The sequence below is a fragment of the Clostridioides sp. LIBA-7678 genome, from assembly GCF_056716065.1.
The window spans coordinates 1,784,864-1,802,226 of sequence record NZ_CP196987.1 but is presented as its reverse complement, the minus strand read 5'-3'; the positions used below and the strand labels follow the sequence as shown (position 1 = coordinate 1,802,226).

At 29.5% G+C, this 17,363-nt stretch carries 19 protein-coding genes and 1 riboswitch; of the genes, 5 read left to right on the top strand and 14 right to left on the bottom strand.

Annotation, left to right across the window (positions count from 1 at the left end; translation table 11 throughout):
- The first annotated feature begins 142 nt into the window (after nucleotides 1–142).
- Genes ACTG46_RS08755 through ACTG46_RS08745 form a run of 3 tightly spaced genes read left to right on the top strand, consistent with a single transcriptional unit; the run spans nucleotide 143 to nucleotide 2,310 of the window.
- A complete protein-coding gene (locus tag ACTG46_RS08755; protein WP_054270090.1) occupies nucleotides 143–601 on the top strand; it encodes a GyrI-like domain-containing protein in 459 nt (152 codons plus the stop codon).
- Nucleotides 602–604: 3 nt separating this feature from the next.
- Entirely contained in the window at nucleotides 605–1,567 is a 963-nt protein-coding gene (locus ACTG46_RS08750; RefSeq protein ID WP_479923950.1) for an ABC transporter ATP-binding protein, read from the top strand.
- On the top strand, nucleotides 1,561–2,310 hold the full coding sequence (locus ACTG46_RS08745; protein ID WP_479923949.1) for an ABC transporter permease: 750 nt from the start codon (nucleotides 1,561–1,563) through the stop codon (nucleotides 2,308–2,310). The genes ACTG46_RS08750 and ACTG46_RS08745 overlap by 7 nt, the downstream gene beginning before the upstream one ends.
- Nucleotides 2,311–2,366: 56 nt before the next feature.
- On the opposite strand, the gene ACTG46_RS08740 is transcribed toward ACTG46_RS08745, so the two are convergent.
- From ACTG46_RS08740 to ACTG46_RS08720, 5 genes are all read right to left on the bottom strand, one after another.
- The gene (locus tag ACTG46_RS08740) at nucleotides 2,367–2,669 is read right to left on the bottom strand and encodes a PTS sugar transporter subunit IIB (RefSeq protein ID WP_074179039.1); all 303 of its coding nucleotides are present in this window, start codon (nucleotides 2,667–2,669) and stop codon (nucleotides 2,367–2,369) included.
- A 137-nt stretch (nucleotides 2,670–2,806) separates the two neighbouring features.
- Nucleotides 2,807–3,439, bottom strand: coding sequence for a thiamine phosphate synthase (gene thiE, locus ACTG46_RS08735; protein WP_054270086.1), 633 nt, complete (start codon nucleotides 3,437–3,439; stop codon nucleotides 2,807–2,809).
- Between the two features lie 21 nt (nucleotides 3,440–3,460).
- Nucleotides 3,461–4,252 (bottom strand): hydroxyethylthiazole kinase, encoded by a 792-nt coding sequence (gene thiM / locus ACTG46_RS08730; RefSeq protein WP_479923948.1) that lies wholly within the window; start codon nucleotides 4,250–4,252, stop codon nucleotides 3,461–3,463.
- Between the two features lie 23 nt (nucleotides 4,253–4,275).
- On the bottom strand, nucleotides 4,276–5,070 hold the full coding sequence (gene thiD / locus ACTG46_RS08725; protein ID WP_479923947.1) for a bifunctional hydroxymethylpyrimidine kinase/phosphomethylpyrimidine kinase: 795 nt from the start codon (nucleotides 5,068–5,070) through the stop codon (nucleotides 4,276–4,278).
- Nucleotides 5,071–5,171: 101 nt separating this feature from the next.
- Nucleotides 5,172–5,264: riboswitch (TPP riboswitch) on the bottom strand.
- Between the two features lie 86 nt (nucleotides 5,265–5,350).
- Nucleotides 5,351–5,662 carry a GIY-YIG nuclease family protein gene (locus tag ACTG46_RS08720; protein ID WP_479923946.1) on the bottom strand — a complete coding sequence of 104 codons (312 nt, stop codon included), beginning with the start codon at nucleotides 5,660–5,662 and terminating at the stop codon, nucleotides 5,351–5,353.
- Nucleotides 5,663–5,955: 293 nt separating this feature from the next.
- Here ACTG46_RS08720 and ACTG46_RS08715 point away from each other — a divergent pair, with 293 nt between their 5' ends.
- Complete coding sequence (locus tag ACTG46_RS08715) at nucleotides 5,956–7,200, top strand: anthrax toxin lethal factor-related metalloendopeptidase (RefSeq protein ID WP_243193027.1); 1,245 nt, start codon at nucleotides 5,956–5,958, stop codon at nucleotides 7,198–7,200.
- A 197-nt stretch (nucleotides 7,201–7,397) separates the two neighbouring features.
- Nucleotides 7,398–8,267, top strand: coding sequence for a methionyl aminopeptidase (locus ACTG46_RS08710; RefSeq protein WP_479923945.1), 870 nt, complete (start codon nucleotides 7,398–7,400; stop codon nucleotides 8,265–8,267).
- A 53-nt stretch (nucleotides 8,268–8,320) separates the two neighbouring features.
- Here the strand turns inward: ACTG46_RS08710 and ACTG46_RS08705 are convergent, their stop codons facing one another.
- The 9 genes from ACTG46_RS08705 to ACTG46_RS08665 form a co-directional block, all read right to left on the bottom strand.
- Nucleotides 8,321–8,509 carry a ferredoxin gene (locus tag ACTG46_RS08705; protein ID WP_021384372.1) on the bottom strand — a complete coding sequence of 63 codons (189 nt, stop codon included), beginning with the start codon at nucleotides 8,507–8,509 and terminating at the stop codon, nucleotides 8,321–8,323.
- A gap of 159 nt (nucleotides 8,510–8,668) precedes the next feature.
- Nucleotides 8,669–9,259, bottom strand: coding sequence for a serine O-acetyltransferase EpsC (gene epsC / locus ACTG46_RS08700; RefSeq protein ID WP_074179035.1), 591 nt, complete (start codon nucleotides 9,257–9,259; stop codon nucleotides 8,669–8,671).
- A gap of 26 nt (nucleotides 9,260–9,285) precedes the next feature.
- Nucleotides 9,286–10,194 (bottom strand): cysteine synthase A, encoded by a 909-nt coding sequence (cysK, locus tag ACTG46_RS08695; RefSeq protein WP_479923944.1) that lies wholly within the window; start codon nucleotides 10,192–10,194, stop codon nucleotides 9,286–9,288.
- Between the two features lie 237 nt (nucleotides 10,195–10,431).
- Entirely contained in the window at nucleotides 10,432–11,058 is a 627-nt protein-coding gene (locus tag ACTG46_RS08690) for a K(+)-transporting ATPase subunit C (RefSeq protein WP_479923943.1), read from the bottom strand.
- 18 nt (nucleotides 11,059–11,076) lie between these two features.
- Nucleotides 11,077–13,134 carry a potassium-transporting ATPase subunit KdpB gene (kdpB, locus tag ACTG46_RS08685; RefSeq protein WP_479923942.1) on the bottom strand — a complete coding sequence of 686 codons (2,058 nt, stop codon included), beginning with the start codon at nucleotides 13,132–13,134 and terminating at the stop codon, nucleotides 11,077–11,079.
- Nucleotides 13,135–13,158: 24 nt separating this feature from the next.
- A complete protein-coding gene (gene kdpA / locus ACTG46_RS08680) occupies nucleotides 13,159–14,835 on the bottom strand; it encodes a potassium-transporting ATPase subunit KdpA (RefSeq protein ID WP_479923941.1) in 1,677 nt (558 codons plus the stop codon).
- A 46-nt stretch (nucleotides 14,836–14,881) separates the two neighbouring features.
- The gene (kdpF, locus tag ACTG46_RS08675) at nucleotides 14,882–14,959 is read right to left on the bottom strand and encodes a K(+)-transporting ATPase subunit F (RefSeq protein WP_100852713.1); all 78 of its coding nucleotides are present in this window, start codon (nucleotides 14,957–14,959) and stop codon (nucleotides 14,882–14,884) included.
- 426 nt (nucleotides 14,960–15,385) lie between these two features.
- Entirely contained in the window at nucleotides 15,386–16,018 is a 633-nt protein-coding gene (locus ACTG46_RS08670) for a YitT family protein (RefSeq protein ID WP_021384339.1), read from the bottom strand.
- A gap of 362 nt (nucleotides 16,019–16,380) precedes the next feature.
- On the bottom strand, nucleotides 16,381–17,343 hold the full coding sequence (locus tag ACTG46_RS08665) for a sugar ABC transporter substrate-binding protein (RefSeq protein WP_223195520.1): 963 nt from the start codon (nucleotides 17,341–17,343) through the stop codon (nucleotides 16,381–16,383).
- Between the last annotated feature and the right edge of the window lie 20 nt (nucleotides 17,344–17,363).

The window sequence follows — 17,363 nt, the reverse complement described above, 5'->3', positions numbered from 1 at the left end:
GAGGATATATATTTTATGTTATGTTAGACTTGAAAACAAGTGAATGAGATAAGATTATATGTTATCAATCATTTAAAAGTTTTATATGTATTAACAATTAAAAATCTAATAAGAATATTGGTATATATTAGGAGGTAAACAAATGAGTTATAAAATTGAAATTAAAAATATTGAACCAGTCACAGTAGCTACTATGCGTTATAATGGCCCTATGACTGAAGCAACAAAATACTTTCCAAATGTATTTAAATCTATAAAAGGAAAATCTAATGGAGCTCCTTTCTTTTGCTACTATAATGTTGACCAAAAAACTGGTATTGGAGAAATGGAACTATGTGTTCCGACTTCAGAAACTCCAAATCGTATTGGTGTAACCATAAAAGAATTTCCTAAAACAAAAGCTTTGTTTTTTACTCACATAGGAGCCTATAGTAATTTGCCAAAAACGTATGAAATGATATTTAAATATATTCATGAAAATAATATAGAAATACAAACTCCTTGGAGAGAAGTATTCATTAAAGGACCAGGTATGCTGATAAAAGGAAATCCAGATAAATATATTACAGAAATCATATTTCCACTTAAAGAGGAGGAATAACATATGCTAGCGATTAAAATAGACAATTTAGTAAAAGAGTATAAAAATGGTGTAAAAGCTTTAAATAGTCTAAGTTTTAATGTAAATGCTGGAGAGATTTTTTCTTTACTTGGTCCTAATGGAGCTGGTAAATCTTCTCTTATTAACATTTTGACCACCTTTTATAAACCTACATCTGGAAATGTAACAGTCTTTGGAAAAGATTTAGTAGATAATCCTTCTTGGATACGTACTCAAATTGCTTGTGTAGCACAACAAGTCTCTATTGATGAACACCTGTCTCTTATGGAAAATATGGTATTTCAAAGCAAGATGTATAAAGTAGAACCACAAATTGCAAAACAAAGAATAGAATCTTTAATTGATAAATTTGAGTTATCTAACTACTTAAAATATCCCACTTCATCATATTCTGGTGGAGTAAAGCGTAGATTAGATATAGCTATGAATATGGTATCATCTCCTAAGATTCTATTTCTGGATGAACCAACTGTTGGTATGGATGTAGACTCAAGAAAAGCTATGTGGGATATGTTATTAAAAATTAGAGATGAATATGGCACAACTATATTTCTAACTACTCATTATCTTGAAGAAGCTGAACAATTGAGTGATAGCATTTGTATTATGAAAAATGGAAAAGATTTGGCACATGGAACGCCATCCAGTTTACGTAGTTACATTAGACAAAATATACTGCGTATAGTTTTTCATGATATAAAAGATATAAAAAAATATAAAGATAAAATTAAAAATACTGGATTGGTCAAGTTTATGAGTATAAGAGAAAATTCGATTTTTATAAGTGTACAGGATAGTAGAGTTGCTTTTACTTCAATAAATAAGTGGCTTTTAGAACATGACATAAAATTTGATGCAATAGAAATTGTAGAACCAAGTCTTGAAGATGTTTTTTTAGCATTAACAAGTTCTAAAAAAGGCTTAAAGGAGGAATGGGAATGTTAAATATCTTATGGCGTAGTATGAAATGGCGTTTTAAAAATCCAATATCATTTATAGTTACTATATTACAACCTTTTCTTTGGCTTGTACTTTATAGCTCTATTGCAAATCAAACTATGAATAATATGAATATTAGTAATTATACCGCTTTTATACTACCAGGTATTATTATACTAGTTGTATTTTCTTCATGTAGTAGTGGTGGTATCATCAACTTCATAATGAAGAACAGTGGAAGTTTCTATAGGGTTTTGATTGCACCGATTAGTAGATATTCAATTGTTTTGGGTCAATTACTAGAAGCTATCTTAGTTTCTTTCTTAGAAGTAACTATTTTATGTGTAGTAAGTATATTCTTCTCAGTAAAGATAGAATCTGGTATTGGAGGAATTATGCTTATGATAGTACTAATATTTATGACTGCATTTTTTTTATCAAGTCTAGCATATTCCATAAGTCTATTGTTACCAAATGAAATAATTTATGAAACAATTATGACTGCAATTGTACTTCCTATTTTCTTTTTAAGCTCAGCTCTTTTCCCTATAGAAAACTTATCTGGAGGATTAAAAATAGCCGTTATGCTCAATCCATTTACTCATGTTATTAATGCTTTACGTAGTTTAATATTTGGTGAGACTATTCTTATTGGAGATATATTACCTGTTATTCTACTATTCTTAATATTATGCTGTGCAAGTTTCTCACTTGCTATGTGGAGGCTAAAAAAGGAAATGGTAAGTTAATTTACTAATCTATAATAAAAAGTGAACTCTATTATATAGAGTTCACTTTAGATGCTTTATTTTAATATTTCTAAAACTGAATTTAACACAGCATGTCCATTACAAGTTCCATAGTTCACCATATCTATTACAGATACTGGAGCTCTATCTCCTACTATAGATTTTACATCATCAAACATAAATCTAAGCTGTGGTCCAAGAAGTAAAATATCAAAATTATCAAGTTCTGATTTTATATTTCCCTCTCCAATTGCCCATATTCTACAATCTATATTTCTTTTTTTTGCATCTTTCTCCATTTTATTTACCAATAGAGTAGAAGACATACCTCCAACACATACTAACAATATCCTAATCATTCATAACTCCTTTTAATCAAATCTACATATATCTTGATTAAAAAGTATATGTAGAAAAGTTTATCATTTATAACTTTTTAAATTTCACTCTTAAATTATATCAAATTTTTCCATTTTTTACACTATTAGAACTAATTTTATATTTTTAATGTCCATTTTTCCACTTCTTTAGATATATCCTTAGCCTTTAATATTGCAGAGATTATAGCATATCCATCACTGTCTAAGCTCTTAAGTTTATCTACATTGTCTAGTTTTATGCCTCCAATTAGTACAAATGGTATATCTACCTTTTCTTTAATTTCTTTGACAGTTTCAAATGAAGCTGATTTTGCATCCAATTTAGTAGATGTTGTAAATATAGACCCTATACCTAAATAATCCGCTCCATCATTTTTTGCACATATAGCTTCTTCTAAAGTTCTTGCTGATACTCCTAGTATCTTATCATCTCCTATAAGCTTTCTAACTTCTCTCGCATCAATATCACTTTGACCTACATGTACTCCATCTGCATCACAGATAAGTGCTATGTCAACTCTGTCATTTATTATAAACTTAACTCCATATCTTTTAGTTATTTCTCTAAGTTTCATAGCTTTTTTTAAAAACTCTCTCCCAGGAGCATTTTTTTCTCTAAGTTGTACGGTTGTGATTCCAGAAGCTATTGCATCTTCGATACACTTATAGAAATCTCTACCTTCAAGCATTTCAGAATCAGTTACTAAATATAATTTTAAGTCTTTTTTTAAGTTTTCTTTATCTATCATTTTAAGTCTCCTCTTAAAGCCTTATTCGTTTAAAAATTCAATATTAGAATTTTTGCTTAAAGTATCTATATTCATTTTGTAAATAGTATTCATAAGATTTTCTTTAAATGTTCCTATTGGTGGATTGTCTAAATTTGCCAACTCTCCACTTAAAGACATCGTAAGAACACCCATTGTAGCTGCTTCTAATGTATTCTCAGTAACAGCCATAAAACTCGCAATTAAACTAGCAGTCATACATCCAGTTCCTGTAATGCCTTTTAATTTATCAGTTCCATTGTTTATTTTATATGTATCTTTACCATTTGTTATTATATCTATTTTTCCAGTTGCTACTACGATACATTCAAGTTTTTCAGAAACTTTTCTTATTATATCAGTGGAGTCTTCTTCTTCATCAAATGAATCTACACCTTTTCCCCTTACATCAAAACCACCTATAAACTTTATTTCTGCCATATTACCCTTAACTACATTAAATTTGACTTCATTCAAGAGTTTGCTTGTAAGTTTTGCCCTAGCTTTACTTGCAAATACTCCAACTGGGTCTAATATAACAGGTTTATTGTACTTATTTGCCGCTTTTCCTGCTAATAAAAATAAATCTAACATATTTGAATTCATTGTTCCTATATTTATTACTACAGAGTTTGCTATACTCACCATTTCTTCTACTTCTTCATATGAAAAACTCATAAGAGGACTTGCTCCTATGGCTAAGGTTACATTAGCACAATCATTTATGGTTACATTATTAGTGTAATGAATTACCAGTGGATTTGATTCTTTTACATCTTCAATTAAATTATACATAGTCTACCTCCAACAATTTTTTATTATTCAAATTTATAAAAATGATGCACTGGTCCTACTCCATGACCTATATCAAAACTATTTTTTATTGCCTCTGTTATATAGATTTTGCCTAAATTTACTGCTTCTGTTATTTCATAACCTAAAGCTAAATAAGAGGTTATTGCAGAAGATAATGTACATCCTGTTCCATGTGTATTTTTTTTATCAATTCTTTCACTTTTATAAACTTTAAACATATTTTTACCAACTAAAATATCAACTGCTTCTCCATCTAAATGTCCTCCTTTCATAAGGACAAACTTAGGACCAAGCTTTAGTATTTCTTTTCCTACTCTATTCATATTATCTATATTATTTATTTTTATTCCTGTGATTTCTTCTGCCTCTGGGATGTTTGGTGTAATTATGTATGCAAGTGGCATCAAGTATTTAATTAAATTTTCTTTTGCTTCTGGCTTTAATAAATAATATCCACTTTTAGATATCATTACTGGGTCTACTACCAAATATTTTGGATTGTATTTCTTTATATTTTCAACTATTTCAAGTATAATCCCAGGACTTGAAACCATTCCTATTTTTACAGCTTTTGGAGGTATATCTTCAAATACTGCCTCTATCTGCTTTTTTATTATGTCCTTACTTAAATCTTCTACTGCAAGAACCCCTTGAGTGTTTTGTGCTGTTATAGCTGTTATTACACTCATACCATAAGTACCAATTGCACTAAAAGTCTTCAAATCAGCTTGAATTCCAGCTCCTCCAGATGAATCTGACCCAGCTATTGTAAGTGTTGGTATTTTATAATTACTCATTTATTCCCTCCTAAAGTTTAATTTAAATAACTTAATTAAAAAAGCTATACCTACAATAGGTATAGCTTAGAAATCGCATATATAGTAAATAATATACACTTAAGTTTTATACTAAGCTTTCCTACGCTGGTATTATCCAGATCAGGTGTAAGGGTCGGTATACCTCTCAGCTCTTGGCTCCCCTAGCTACTTTAATTTATTATATTTATAACTTCATTATAGTACAATAGTATTTATTGTCAAGTTTTTACATAATATACACTTATTATAATATTAATGTTTACATTAATTGTTCTATTTCTTTTCCAACAAGATAAGCATCTTTATTATCAATTAAATCTATAAACGTTTCTGGATTTTTTATTATATATAATTTTTTACTTCTAGTTAATTTCTTTATATAACATTCCAATTTCATTGCATTACTTTTCGTATTGGTTACAAAATAAACTTCTAGTTTTTTAAATCCTTTTGCTCTTGTATATTTTGAATTAATTCCCGACTTATGTTCATTCATTCTTCTGATTATATTACTGGTATATCCAGTATATAGAGAGTCATCTTTACATCTTATAATATATGTAAAATACATTTCAAATCACATCCTTATTAAATATATAAACATTATATTATAAAATTGATGAAATGGCATGTATTTTGCATATGCAATCTTCTTAGGACTAATTTTATCTAATACATGTGTATAAAATCTATTTTATATAAATCTAACGCTAAATTTTGACATAATAATAACGTATTTATTTTTGTAACAAAAAATTCACAAATTATAAAAAATAAAATTTTCAAAAAAATTATAATTTTCAAAAAAATAAATTGACACATATAAAAAAATTATGATACCCTAATAAAAAGGGGGCAATGATTATGGAAAACAATTTAATTATAGCTAAAAGCAATAATACTAAATTAACTCAAAAGGAATTAATTAAAGTTAATCTACAGATAGGTGTGGATTTTACACTTTTGTCAAAATCACTTAAAGCCTTTTACAAAAAAGAAAAAGATTTTTATTGCATTGCTCTTGCGCCATGCAATGTATCTAATGAAAAAGCAAATAGAAAAATAAGTATTTCTGATATGATAAAAGAAATTAACACTTTAATTGAAAGTATAACTGATAAAAATGAACTTTTAAGTGAAGAACTCTTCAGAAAAAATTTATCAGAATTTTATGACGAATCTTTAGATGACATTTATATAGAATTAAAACAAGCATATTTATACATTAAAAAGAATACAGATGTTCTTAGTATAGAAGACTGTATTGAATATGTATTTGATGTTGATATAAGTAATGAGACAAAACTAAAAGAAAATCCTTTGATTGACTTTAATTCACTTTCTTTAGTATTTTGGAGTGGTGAAACAAAAAATATTTTACATCAAATGAATATTTTAGATTTAGAAAATATCCACTCTTATACTATGGAAAACAGTACAAACATAACTATATATGAAAATGATACTCTTCAATCTGAATTTGGTGAAAAAGATGAAGATATAAAAGAAAATAACCTAGGCATAATTGAACAAATGCTTATACTTCCAAACGATTTAGACTATGATAAAGATGAAGTCGAAAATATGAAAAATAGACTTGCAAATATAAATATTAAGTATTTGCAAACACTTAAAGAAAAGGATATAAAAATAAAATTGATAAATTCAAACTTAACTGATGAGCCAGAATTTAAAGATTTAAAACATCAATTACCACCATGCTGGGTAAAATCAGGTAAAACTTGGAAAGATGTGCCTGGCATATATAGAAACAATTCTATAGTAGTTAAAATAGGCTACAGTAATCCTAGTTATGCAAATGTACATTCAGCTAAAAATTTAGAACTACATGAGACTGCACATGCTATAGATAAAAATGTTTTAAACAAAAAATCTAGTTCAGAGGAATTTATGGAAATATTTGCTCAAGAAAGATATAAACTTTACGACCCAAAACAAGTTGCACATGCCTACATTAGTAAGTTTATAGAAGAATTTTTTGCAGAATCATTTGTACACTACTATCTCGATGATGTTTCAAGAAATACTTTAAAAGAAAATTGTCCTTTAACATATGATTTTCTTGAACAGCTTGAATTAGAATATTAAATACTCTAACTTCCAATAATACATTTAACTATATTCTCTTTATCAATAATGACACAATGATACAATTTATATTTTTAATAAAGTGCTATCATTAAAAGATTCTTATTATTTATGTTATAATATTTATGGTGGCTATGTTTTAAAATAGTTTATGTGACCCATAATTTAAATAAATAATAGAAAAAGGATGAAGAACTATGAAGTTGAATAGAAATGATAGTTGTTGGTGTGGAAGTACTAAAAAATATAAAAAATGCCATATGGATATGGATAATAAAATAGATTCATTTGCAAGGTTAGGCCATATTGTGCCAACCCATGACATTATAAAAAATCCAACACAAATTGAAGAAATAAAAAAAAGTGCAGTAATAAATACAAAAATTTTAGATTATATTTCAGATAAAATTGAAATTGGAATGTCTACAGAAGATATAAATAAATTAGTCCATGACTTTACACTACAAAATGGAGCTATTCCTGCTCCTTTAGACTATAATGGATTTCCTAAGAGTGTATGTACATCTATAAACAATGAAGTTTGTCATGGTATTCCTAGTAAAGATATTATTTTAAAAGATGGAGATATTATCAATGTAGATGTTTCTACTATTTTTAATGGATACTACTCAGATGCTTCAAGAATGTTTATGATAGGAAATGTTAAAGAAAATGCAAGAAAATTAGTAGAGGTCACTAAAGAATGTGTTCAAAAAGGTCTTGATGCTACTAAACCATGGGGATTCTTAGGTGATATAGGTGATGCTATTAACTCCTATGCTCAAGAAAATGGATACTCTGTTGTCAGAGAAATTGGTGGTCATGGAGTTGGATTAAGCTTCCATGAAGACCCATTTGTAAGTTATGTATCTAAAAAAGGAACTGAAATGTTATTAGTTCCTGGAATGATATTTACAATAGAGCCAATGGTAAATGAGGGTACTCATGAAATTTTTGTTGATGAAGAAAATAATTGGACTATCTATACAGAAGATGGTAAATTATCTGCTCAATGGGAATGTATGGTTTTAATTACAGAAACAGGATTTGAAATTTTAACCCAATAAAAGAAAAATGCCTATAAAAATCGAAAATTCAATTTTTATAGGCATTTATTTTATTAATGCACATCTATTGCATCAACTGGACAGCTTTCTCTAGCTTCTTTTGCTGATTCTTCAGCATCACTTGGTATTTCATCAACTATAACATGTGATTTACCATCATCATTCATATCAAATACTTCTGGACATATTGATGGACATAATCCACAACCTATACAAGTATCTTGATTAACATCTGCTTTCATAATAAAATCCTCCTAAACGCTACAAATTTAAAATCTTATTTGTCAAAGATTTATGAACCAAAACTTTAACATTTAGTTCTTTTTTATTATGTCCTCAGATTTGAAAAAAATACCTTTTAAAATAATTTTCATAAAATTTATTTTATAGTCATATCAAATCTATATATAATACACATTATCTAACTCATCATACTCATAGGACACTTCTTTTTTATTCTTTTTTACAGGTTCTAAATTTCTTATTTTTACTATTTTTGCAGGTATTCCAACAACGGTTGCTCCATTAGGTACATCCTTGACAACAACTGAATTTGCACCAATTTTTGAATTAGAACCAACATTTAAAGGTCCTAGTATTTTTGTTCCAGCTCCAATCAATACATCATCACCAACAGTTGGATGTCTCTTTCCAGTATCCTTTCCTGTGCCTCCTAAAGTAGCTCCTTGATATATTGTTACTCTGTTACCTACTTCTGCTGTTTCTCCAATTACAACACCCATTCCATGGTCTATTAATATACCTTCTCCCATTTTAGCTCCAGGATGTATTTCTATACCAGTCATAAATCTGGATATCTGAGATATTAATCTTGCTGTAAAAAGCATCTTTTTCTTATAAAGAGCATGAGCCATCCTATGCATTATCATTGCATGTACTGATGGATAAAGTAAAAAGACTTCTACTTTAGATCTAGCTGCTGGGTCATTTTTCATTATATATTCAATATCTTTATTTATTTTCTTAAACAAAGTATTCACTCCCTAAAATAAAATTTTTAAAATAGTCCCATGGACATATACTTATCTACTCCATCTGGAGCTACTGTTACTATCTTTTTATCTGGATATTTTTTCGCCATTTCCATAGCACCAAATATATTAGCTCCAGAAGATATACCTACCAGAATTCCCTCTTTTGCTGCAAGTAATTTGACTGTGTCAAATGCATCTTCATCATCTACTAATATTATTTCATCAACTACACTGGAATCATAATTTTCAGGAACAAAATTAGCTCCTATTCCTTGTATTTTATGAGGTCCAGTTTTGTTTTCTGATATAGCTGGAGATTTTTTTGGTTCAAGCGCGATTATTTTTATATTTGGATTTTGCTCCTTTAAATATCTCGCAGTTCCTATTAAAGTGCCCCCAGTTCCAACTCCACATACAAATATATCTAAATCTTTAACATCATTCATAATTTCAACTGCTGTTGTTTTATAATGTGCGTTTGGATTATCTTTATTTTCAAATTGCTTTAAACTCTTATAGTTTGGATTTTCTCTTAAAAGCTCATTTGCTTTTTCTATGGAACCTGCCATACCAGCTTTTCCATCTGTAAGTACCAAGTTTGATCCATAAGCCTTCATCAAATCTCGTCTCTCAACACTCATAGTCTCAGGCATTACTATTACTACTTCATATCCTTTTAATTTTCCTATCATAGATAATGCAATACCAGTATTTCCACTAGTTGCTTCTACTAATACATCTCCTTTTTTTAATTCTCCTCTTTTCTCTAATCCTTCTAGCATTTCATACACTGCTCTATCTTTTATACTTCCTGCTGGATTTACTTTTTCTAATTTTACATATATGTTAGAACACCCGTTAGTACATCCTAAATTGTTCAACCTTACTACAGGTGTGTTTCCTATCAACTCTAATGCGTTATTATATAACATACTACTTCCTCCTATATGTCTAAATCTATTATCAAATTGATAACGATAAATATATTATAGTATTATCATTTTGATAATGCAACCTTTTTTTGGATTTTATACTTACAATCGTTTTATTCCAAATATTAGTAATGTTCAAACAAAAAAAGTGAAAATCATTATCGATTTTCACCTTTTAAATATAAAGCTTTAAACTGAGCCATATGCAGTACTTTGCTACAAAACCCCTACAAAATACTATATAAGACCTAATATCTTTGCAACCTCTACATTAACCTTTAATACATTTACCCTATCTTCACCTAATACTCCAAAAAGTTTTTTAGAAGTATTATCATCTACAATTTTTTGTAATTTACTCTCTGATATTCCTGATGCTTTTGCTACAGCAGGTATCTGAACTTTTGCAGAAGCTGGACTTACATTAGGGTCAAGTCCTGAACCTGATGCTGTAAGCAAGTCTGTTGGTATATCTTCTTTTTTAATAGTTGGATTATCCTTTAAAAATTTTTCTATATCTTTTTGTACTCTATCATGAAGTTCTGGATTTGTTGCTCCATAGTTAAAAGAACCTGATGAAACACCTCCATAAGATGTATTTCCATCTTTATCTGGTATTAAATCTTCTTTTGTATAAGTATTATAGTTTATTGATGATACTCTTCCCTTAAAGAACCTTGCATCTGTAAAGTTTTGACCAATAAGTTCTGAACCTACTTTTACACCATTTACTTCTATCATACTTCCATTAGCTTTATCTCTAAATGCAACTTGACTTACACCTGTTAAAGCAAGTGGATATACAAGTCCACAAACAACTAACAATACAAGACTTACAAGCAATGCTGGTTTTAATGTTTTCATTTTTATATCCTCCATTTATTAACCTAAATTAAGAACCATTACTAAAGGTGTAATTAATAAATCAATTAATTTTATTCCTAAAAATGGTACTATAACCCCACCAAGACCAAATATAATCATGTTTCTCATTAACATAGCTTGTGACTTCATAGGTCTATATTTTACACCTTTCATTGCAAGAGGTATTAAACAAGGGATTATTATAGCATTAAATATTAAAGCTGATAATATCGCACTAAATGATGTAGAAAGTTTCATTATATTTAATATCTCCATTTGAGGTATCGCAAGAGTAAATATAGCTGGTATAATTGCAAAATATTTTGCAACATCATTTGCTATACTAAAAGTTGTCAAAGCTCCACGAGTTATCAAAAGTTGTTTTCCTATTTCAACAACTTCTAATATCTTAGTTGGGTCTGAATCTAAATCTACCATATTTGCTGCTTCTTTTGCAGATGTTGTACCACTGTTCATAGCAAGACCTACATCTGCCTGAGCAAGTGCAGGAGCATCATTTGTTCCATCACCTGTCATAGCTACTATTTTACCTTCTAATTGTTCTTTCTTTATAGCATCTATTTTATCTTCTGGTTTACATTCTGCAATAAATCCATCTACTCCAGCTTCTCTTGCAATTGTAGCTGCTGTCAAAGGATTATCCCCTGTGCACATTATTGTCTTTATTCCTATCTCACGAAGTCTAGCAAACCTTTCTACAAGCCCTGATTTTACAGTATCCTTTAAGTAGATAATCCCATATATCTCATTATCCACACACACTACTAAAGGTGTTCCTCCTAATTTAGCCACTCTGTTTACATTTTCTTCTAAATCTTCTGGTACTACCCCACCATATTCTTTTACTCGTTTTATTATACTATCATAAGCACCTTTTCTTATAGCTCTACCATCAGCTAAATTAATTCCACTCATTCTAGTCTGTGCAGAAAACTCTATGAATTCAGCTTCAGCTGCCTCTTTTGTTTTACCTGTTGAACCTAATTTCACACCTAAATCAACTATAGACTTTCCTTCTGGTGTATCATCTTTTAATGAACACATAACAGAATAATTTATTAAATCTTTTGAATCTGCATTTCCAACTGCTATAAATTCTGACGCAAGTCTATTTCCATAAGTAATGGTACCTGTCTTATCTAAAATCATAGTATCAACATCACCACAAGCTTCTACTGCTTTTCCTGACATTGCAATTACATTGAATCTAGTTACTCTATCCATACCTGCAATACCAATGGCTGACAATAAGCCTCCTATAGTAGTTGGTATTAAGCAAACCAAAAGTGCTACCATAGTAGAAATTGGAATCTTTACACCTGCATAATTTGCCATTGGATAAAGAGAGATTAAAACAACCATAAATATAAGTGTTAACCCTACTAACAAGGTATTTAAGGCAATCTCATTTGGTGTTTTTTGTCTTGAAGCACCTTCCACAAGAGCTATCATTTTATCTAAGAACGATTCTCCTGGTTTTGTTGTTATTTTTATTTTTAACCAGTCACTTACAACTGTAGTACCTCCTGTAACAGAAGCAAAATCTCCACCAGATTCCCTCATAACAGGTGCGGATTCTCCAGTTATTGCTGATTCATCCACAGAAGCTATTCCTTCTATAACTTCTCCATCATTTGGAATAACTTCTCCTGCATTTACCAAAACAATATCGCCAAGTTTTAATTCACTTGCACTTATCATTTTTTCATTTCCTAGCTTATCGAAAACCCTTGCTACTGTGTCTTTTCTAGTTTTCTTCAATGTATCTGCTTGGGCTTTTCCTCTACCTTCAGCTACAGCTTCAGCAAAATTCGCAAAAAGAACTGTTATAAATAATATTATTGTCACAATCCCATTATATGCTCTTAAATTATTACCTTCATCACCAAACAAGCTAGGTATTATTGTAAGTATCAATGTTACTATAAATCCAATCTCTACAACAAACATAACTGGATTTTTCATCATATATTTAGGATTTAACTTTTTAAAAGCTTCTATAATGGAAGTTTTGAATATATCTTTTGTAATAAACTTTGTTTTTTTAGTTTCCATAAAACTTTACTCCCTCCCAATTTTTTAGTGCCATAACACTAGATGCTCTGAAATAGGTCCAAGCGCTAAGGCTGGGAAAAATGTTAAAGCACCAACAATTAAAACAACCAGTACTAAAATTATTGTAAATGTGAAATTATCTGTTCTAAGTGTTCCTATACTTTCACTTACAGCTTTTTTAGATGCCAATAAACTTGATATCGCAAGTAGTATTATAATAGATACATATCTTCCAAAGAACATAACTATGCCTGTTGTTATATTCCAAAACATAGTATTATCTCCTAGACCTTCAAATCCTGAACCATTATTAGCTGCTGAAGATGCAAATTCATATAATACTTGTGATAATCCATGGAATCCAGGATTTGAAATTCCTTCAAGCCCTGCTGGTACTGCAACTGAAAGACCAGAAAACATAAGTATCAAAAGTGGATGTAATATAATAAGTAAAGCAATAAGCTTCATTTCTTTTCCTTCTATTTTCTTAGTCAAAAATTCTGGCGTTCTTCCTACCATCAATCCACATAAAAATACTGCTATTATAGCGTACATCAACATATTCATAAGACCTACACCTTTACCACCAAACACGACATTTAACATCATATTCAAAAGTGGTACTAAACCTCCTAAAGGAGTTAAGGTATCATGCATATTATTAACTGTACCTGTTGTAAACGAAGTAGTTACTGTTGTAAATAATGCAGACTGTGCTATACCAAATCTAACTTCCTTACCTTCCATACTTCCCATACTTTGACTAAGTCCTAATTGTGATAAAATAGGATTTCCTGCACTCTCTGCTTTAAAACAAACTACTAGACCTATTAAAAATATGATTGACATTGCACCAAACACAACCCAACCTTGTTTTTTATTCTTTATCATATGCCCAAATGCAACAACACAAGCTCCTGGTAATATCATCATAGACAACATTTCCACTATATTTGATATAATAGTTGGATTTTCAAATGGGTGTGATGAATTTGAACCAAAGAATCCACCACCATTTGTTCCTAAATGTTTGATTGATTCAAGAGCTGCTACAGGCCCTCTAGCTATATCTTGAAGCTTTCCTTCTATAGTAGTCACTGTTTCTGTTCCAGCAAAAGTTTGTGGTACTCCTTGTGTAACTAATATAATTCCAACAATTAAAGCTCCTGGTAAAAGTACTCTTGTTGTTATTCTAATTAAATCTACATAAAAATTTCCCAATGTTTTCTTTTTGCCAACCAAACCTCTTACAAATGCCATAGCTGCTGAATATCCTGTTGCTGCTGATGTAAACATCATGTATATTATCACTGTCATCTGACTAAAATATGAAAGACCTGATTCACCTGAATAATGTTGAAGGTTTGTATTTGTCATAAAACTTATTATTGTATTAAATGATAAACCTTGTTCCATACCTTTAATTCCACTTGGATTAAAGATGTGCATACTTTGAGTTCTAAGTATGATATATCCTATAAATACCATAGCTGCATTTGTAAATACTAAAGCTAAGGCATACTGTTTCCAGTTCATTTCTTTTTTCTTATCTATACTACATACCTTATATATACAATTGTCTACTTTATCAAATAGTCCATCTCCAAATGTTTTTTGATTAGTAGCTATATGGTATAAATACTTGCCCATAGGTATTACTAAAATCATAAAAATCGCTAACACTATTACTATCTGCACCATAAAAATTGTTCCCCCCAATTCAGCTTACTTATTAGCCTTATACTGTTTAAAATTTTTCAGGATTAATAAGCGCATACACCAAATATATTATTAACATTATAATTACAACTGCCAGAAACCACATAGGTAATCCCTCCATACATTACATTATTTTTTTTCTGTTTGTTTCCCACACCAGTCAGCAAGCAACTTCATGGAAATAAATCCTATGAGTAACAATGCTATCATAACTATATCCAACATTTTAACTCCTCCATTTACTTTAATTTCTTTTACAAATTTTAGTTTTGTATTGCTACTTCATTTATCTTATCATTTTAGGTATAAAGATAGGATTAAGAAACATCTGTTACTGATTAGTATTTCATAAATATAAAATTGAGTTTTTAAAATATACATCTAGCAACCGTATTCCTAGCAATTTCAATACAATTTCTTATCCTAAATTTATAAAAATCTCGATTAAGAAATACCTACTACAAATATATAAATGCAAAAAAAGATGGCAAATTTGCCATCTTTAATAAAAGCTAATGTTATTTAATTTATATTAACATTCTGGAACTATGTCATTACTTATATCCATATCTAAACTTTTGCCATGATAATAAATAAAATCAATTACTTTACCACTAATTGTAACAGCAATTAACGAATAAAATATATCAAATGCTGACAGATAAAATAATGATAACAACAATACAATAACATCTGTTGCTAAATAAACTTGCCCTATGTTCAAAGATGTAGTCTTAGAAATTACTAATGCTAAAGCATCGTCTCCTCCTGATGCACAACCTGCTTTTACTACTATACCTACACCAGTTCCAACAGTTACACCTGCTAAAACAGTTGATAAAAGCATATTTTGTGATTGTGGTACCAGAGGTCCTATAGCTTCAAATAAATCATATAACACTGAAAAAGTTATAGAAGCTACTATTGAATATATAAGGAATTTTTTACCGAAAAATTTATATCCTACTAAAAGTAGTAAACCATCTATTACAACATTTGCTATTGCTGGCTGTATATTGAATAAATTTTTTAGCAGTAGTAAAATACCTAACACTCCACCTTCTGTTATGTTGTTTAAATAATAAAAATTGTAAACTCCAAATGCCAATATTGCTGAACCTAAAAATATAAGTCCAATCCTTTCTAAAAATAACCGCCTGGCCATACATATCCCTTCCTTTTTCTTAATTTATATATATTATATACAAAAGAAATGGCTTTGTATACCGCACTTTTCAAATCTTTAATTATACAAAATTTTTATGTTTTTTTCAACAATTTTTTTATGTTTTTTTATGTTTTTTTAAACCTATGTATATAACACAGTCATTCCAACACCTCAGACGTTTTCCTTTTTTACAAAAGTTTATATTAATTTGACTTATAATTTAGTATAATTAAGTCTTTGTTTATATTAATTTTTTATTTGTTTAGAAATACTATCCAACAATCTATAACTAAGTCCACAAAAAAAGAGTTACTTTAGAAACTATATAAAGTAACTCTACAAATTTTATTTACTATCTTTTACCACTCACCTTTAAATTCTGAAATGTTATCCTTGTTAACTTCAACTTGCTTAATTTGTGTAACAGGTTCTACTTTTTCACCTTTTAAAATCTTAGATGCTTTTTCTACAACTAATGCTCCTTCTTCCACTGCAGACATATATGTTGTTCCATCTATTAATCCATCAGTTATAGCTTTTAATCCATCTTTACTTCCACCCAAACCTATAACTTTAACTTTATCTTTAAGACCAGCATCCTTTAAGGCTTGTCCTGCTCCTGTAGCAGAGTTATCGTCTTGGCATATTATAACATTAAAATCAGTTTTCTTTTGAATTAAGTCTTCTGTTACTTTTAAAGCTTGTTCTTTTTCCCAATTTGAAGTTTGATTATAAATTATTTGTATATTGCTATCTTTTAATTCTTTTTCAAGACCTTTTTTTCTTAATACTTGTGGAGTAGTCCCTGGAACACCTTCTATTAACACAGCTTTTCCACCAGCTTCTCCTAACAAGTTTTTAGCAATTTTACCTGTTAAAGCTCCTGTCTCTTCCTCATTTTGTCCTATATATGTAACTAAACCTTTGAATTCTCCTGTTGGGTTACTTCCTATAGAATTTGTAAATGCTATTATAGGAACCTCTGAATCATTAGCAGCTTTAACTATTCTCTCGCTCACAGCAGAATCAACTCCACACAATGCAATCATATCTACACCTTTAGCCATAAAATCTTCAGCTTGTGACAATTGTTTACTAGCATCCCATTGAGCATCTGCATATTCTACATTTACACCTAATTCTTTAGATTTTGCATCTATACCTTGTTTAGTTGCTACAAAGTAACCCGTTGAACCTGGTAGTAATACTGCTATTTTCTTTTCTCCATTTTTTTCTTTGTCACCACCATTTGAACAACCAACCAAACCAAATATCATAACAAGTGATAGCAACAATGCTAAATGTTTCATTAATTTTTTCATAAAAAAATCCCTCCTTATTT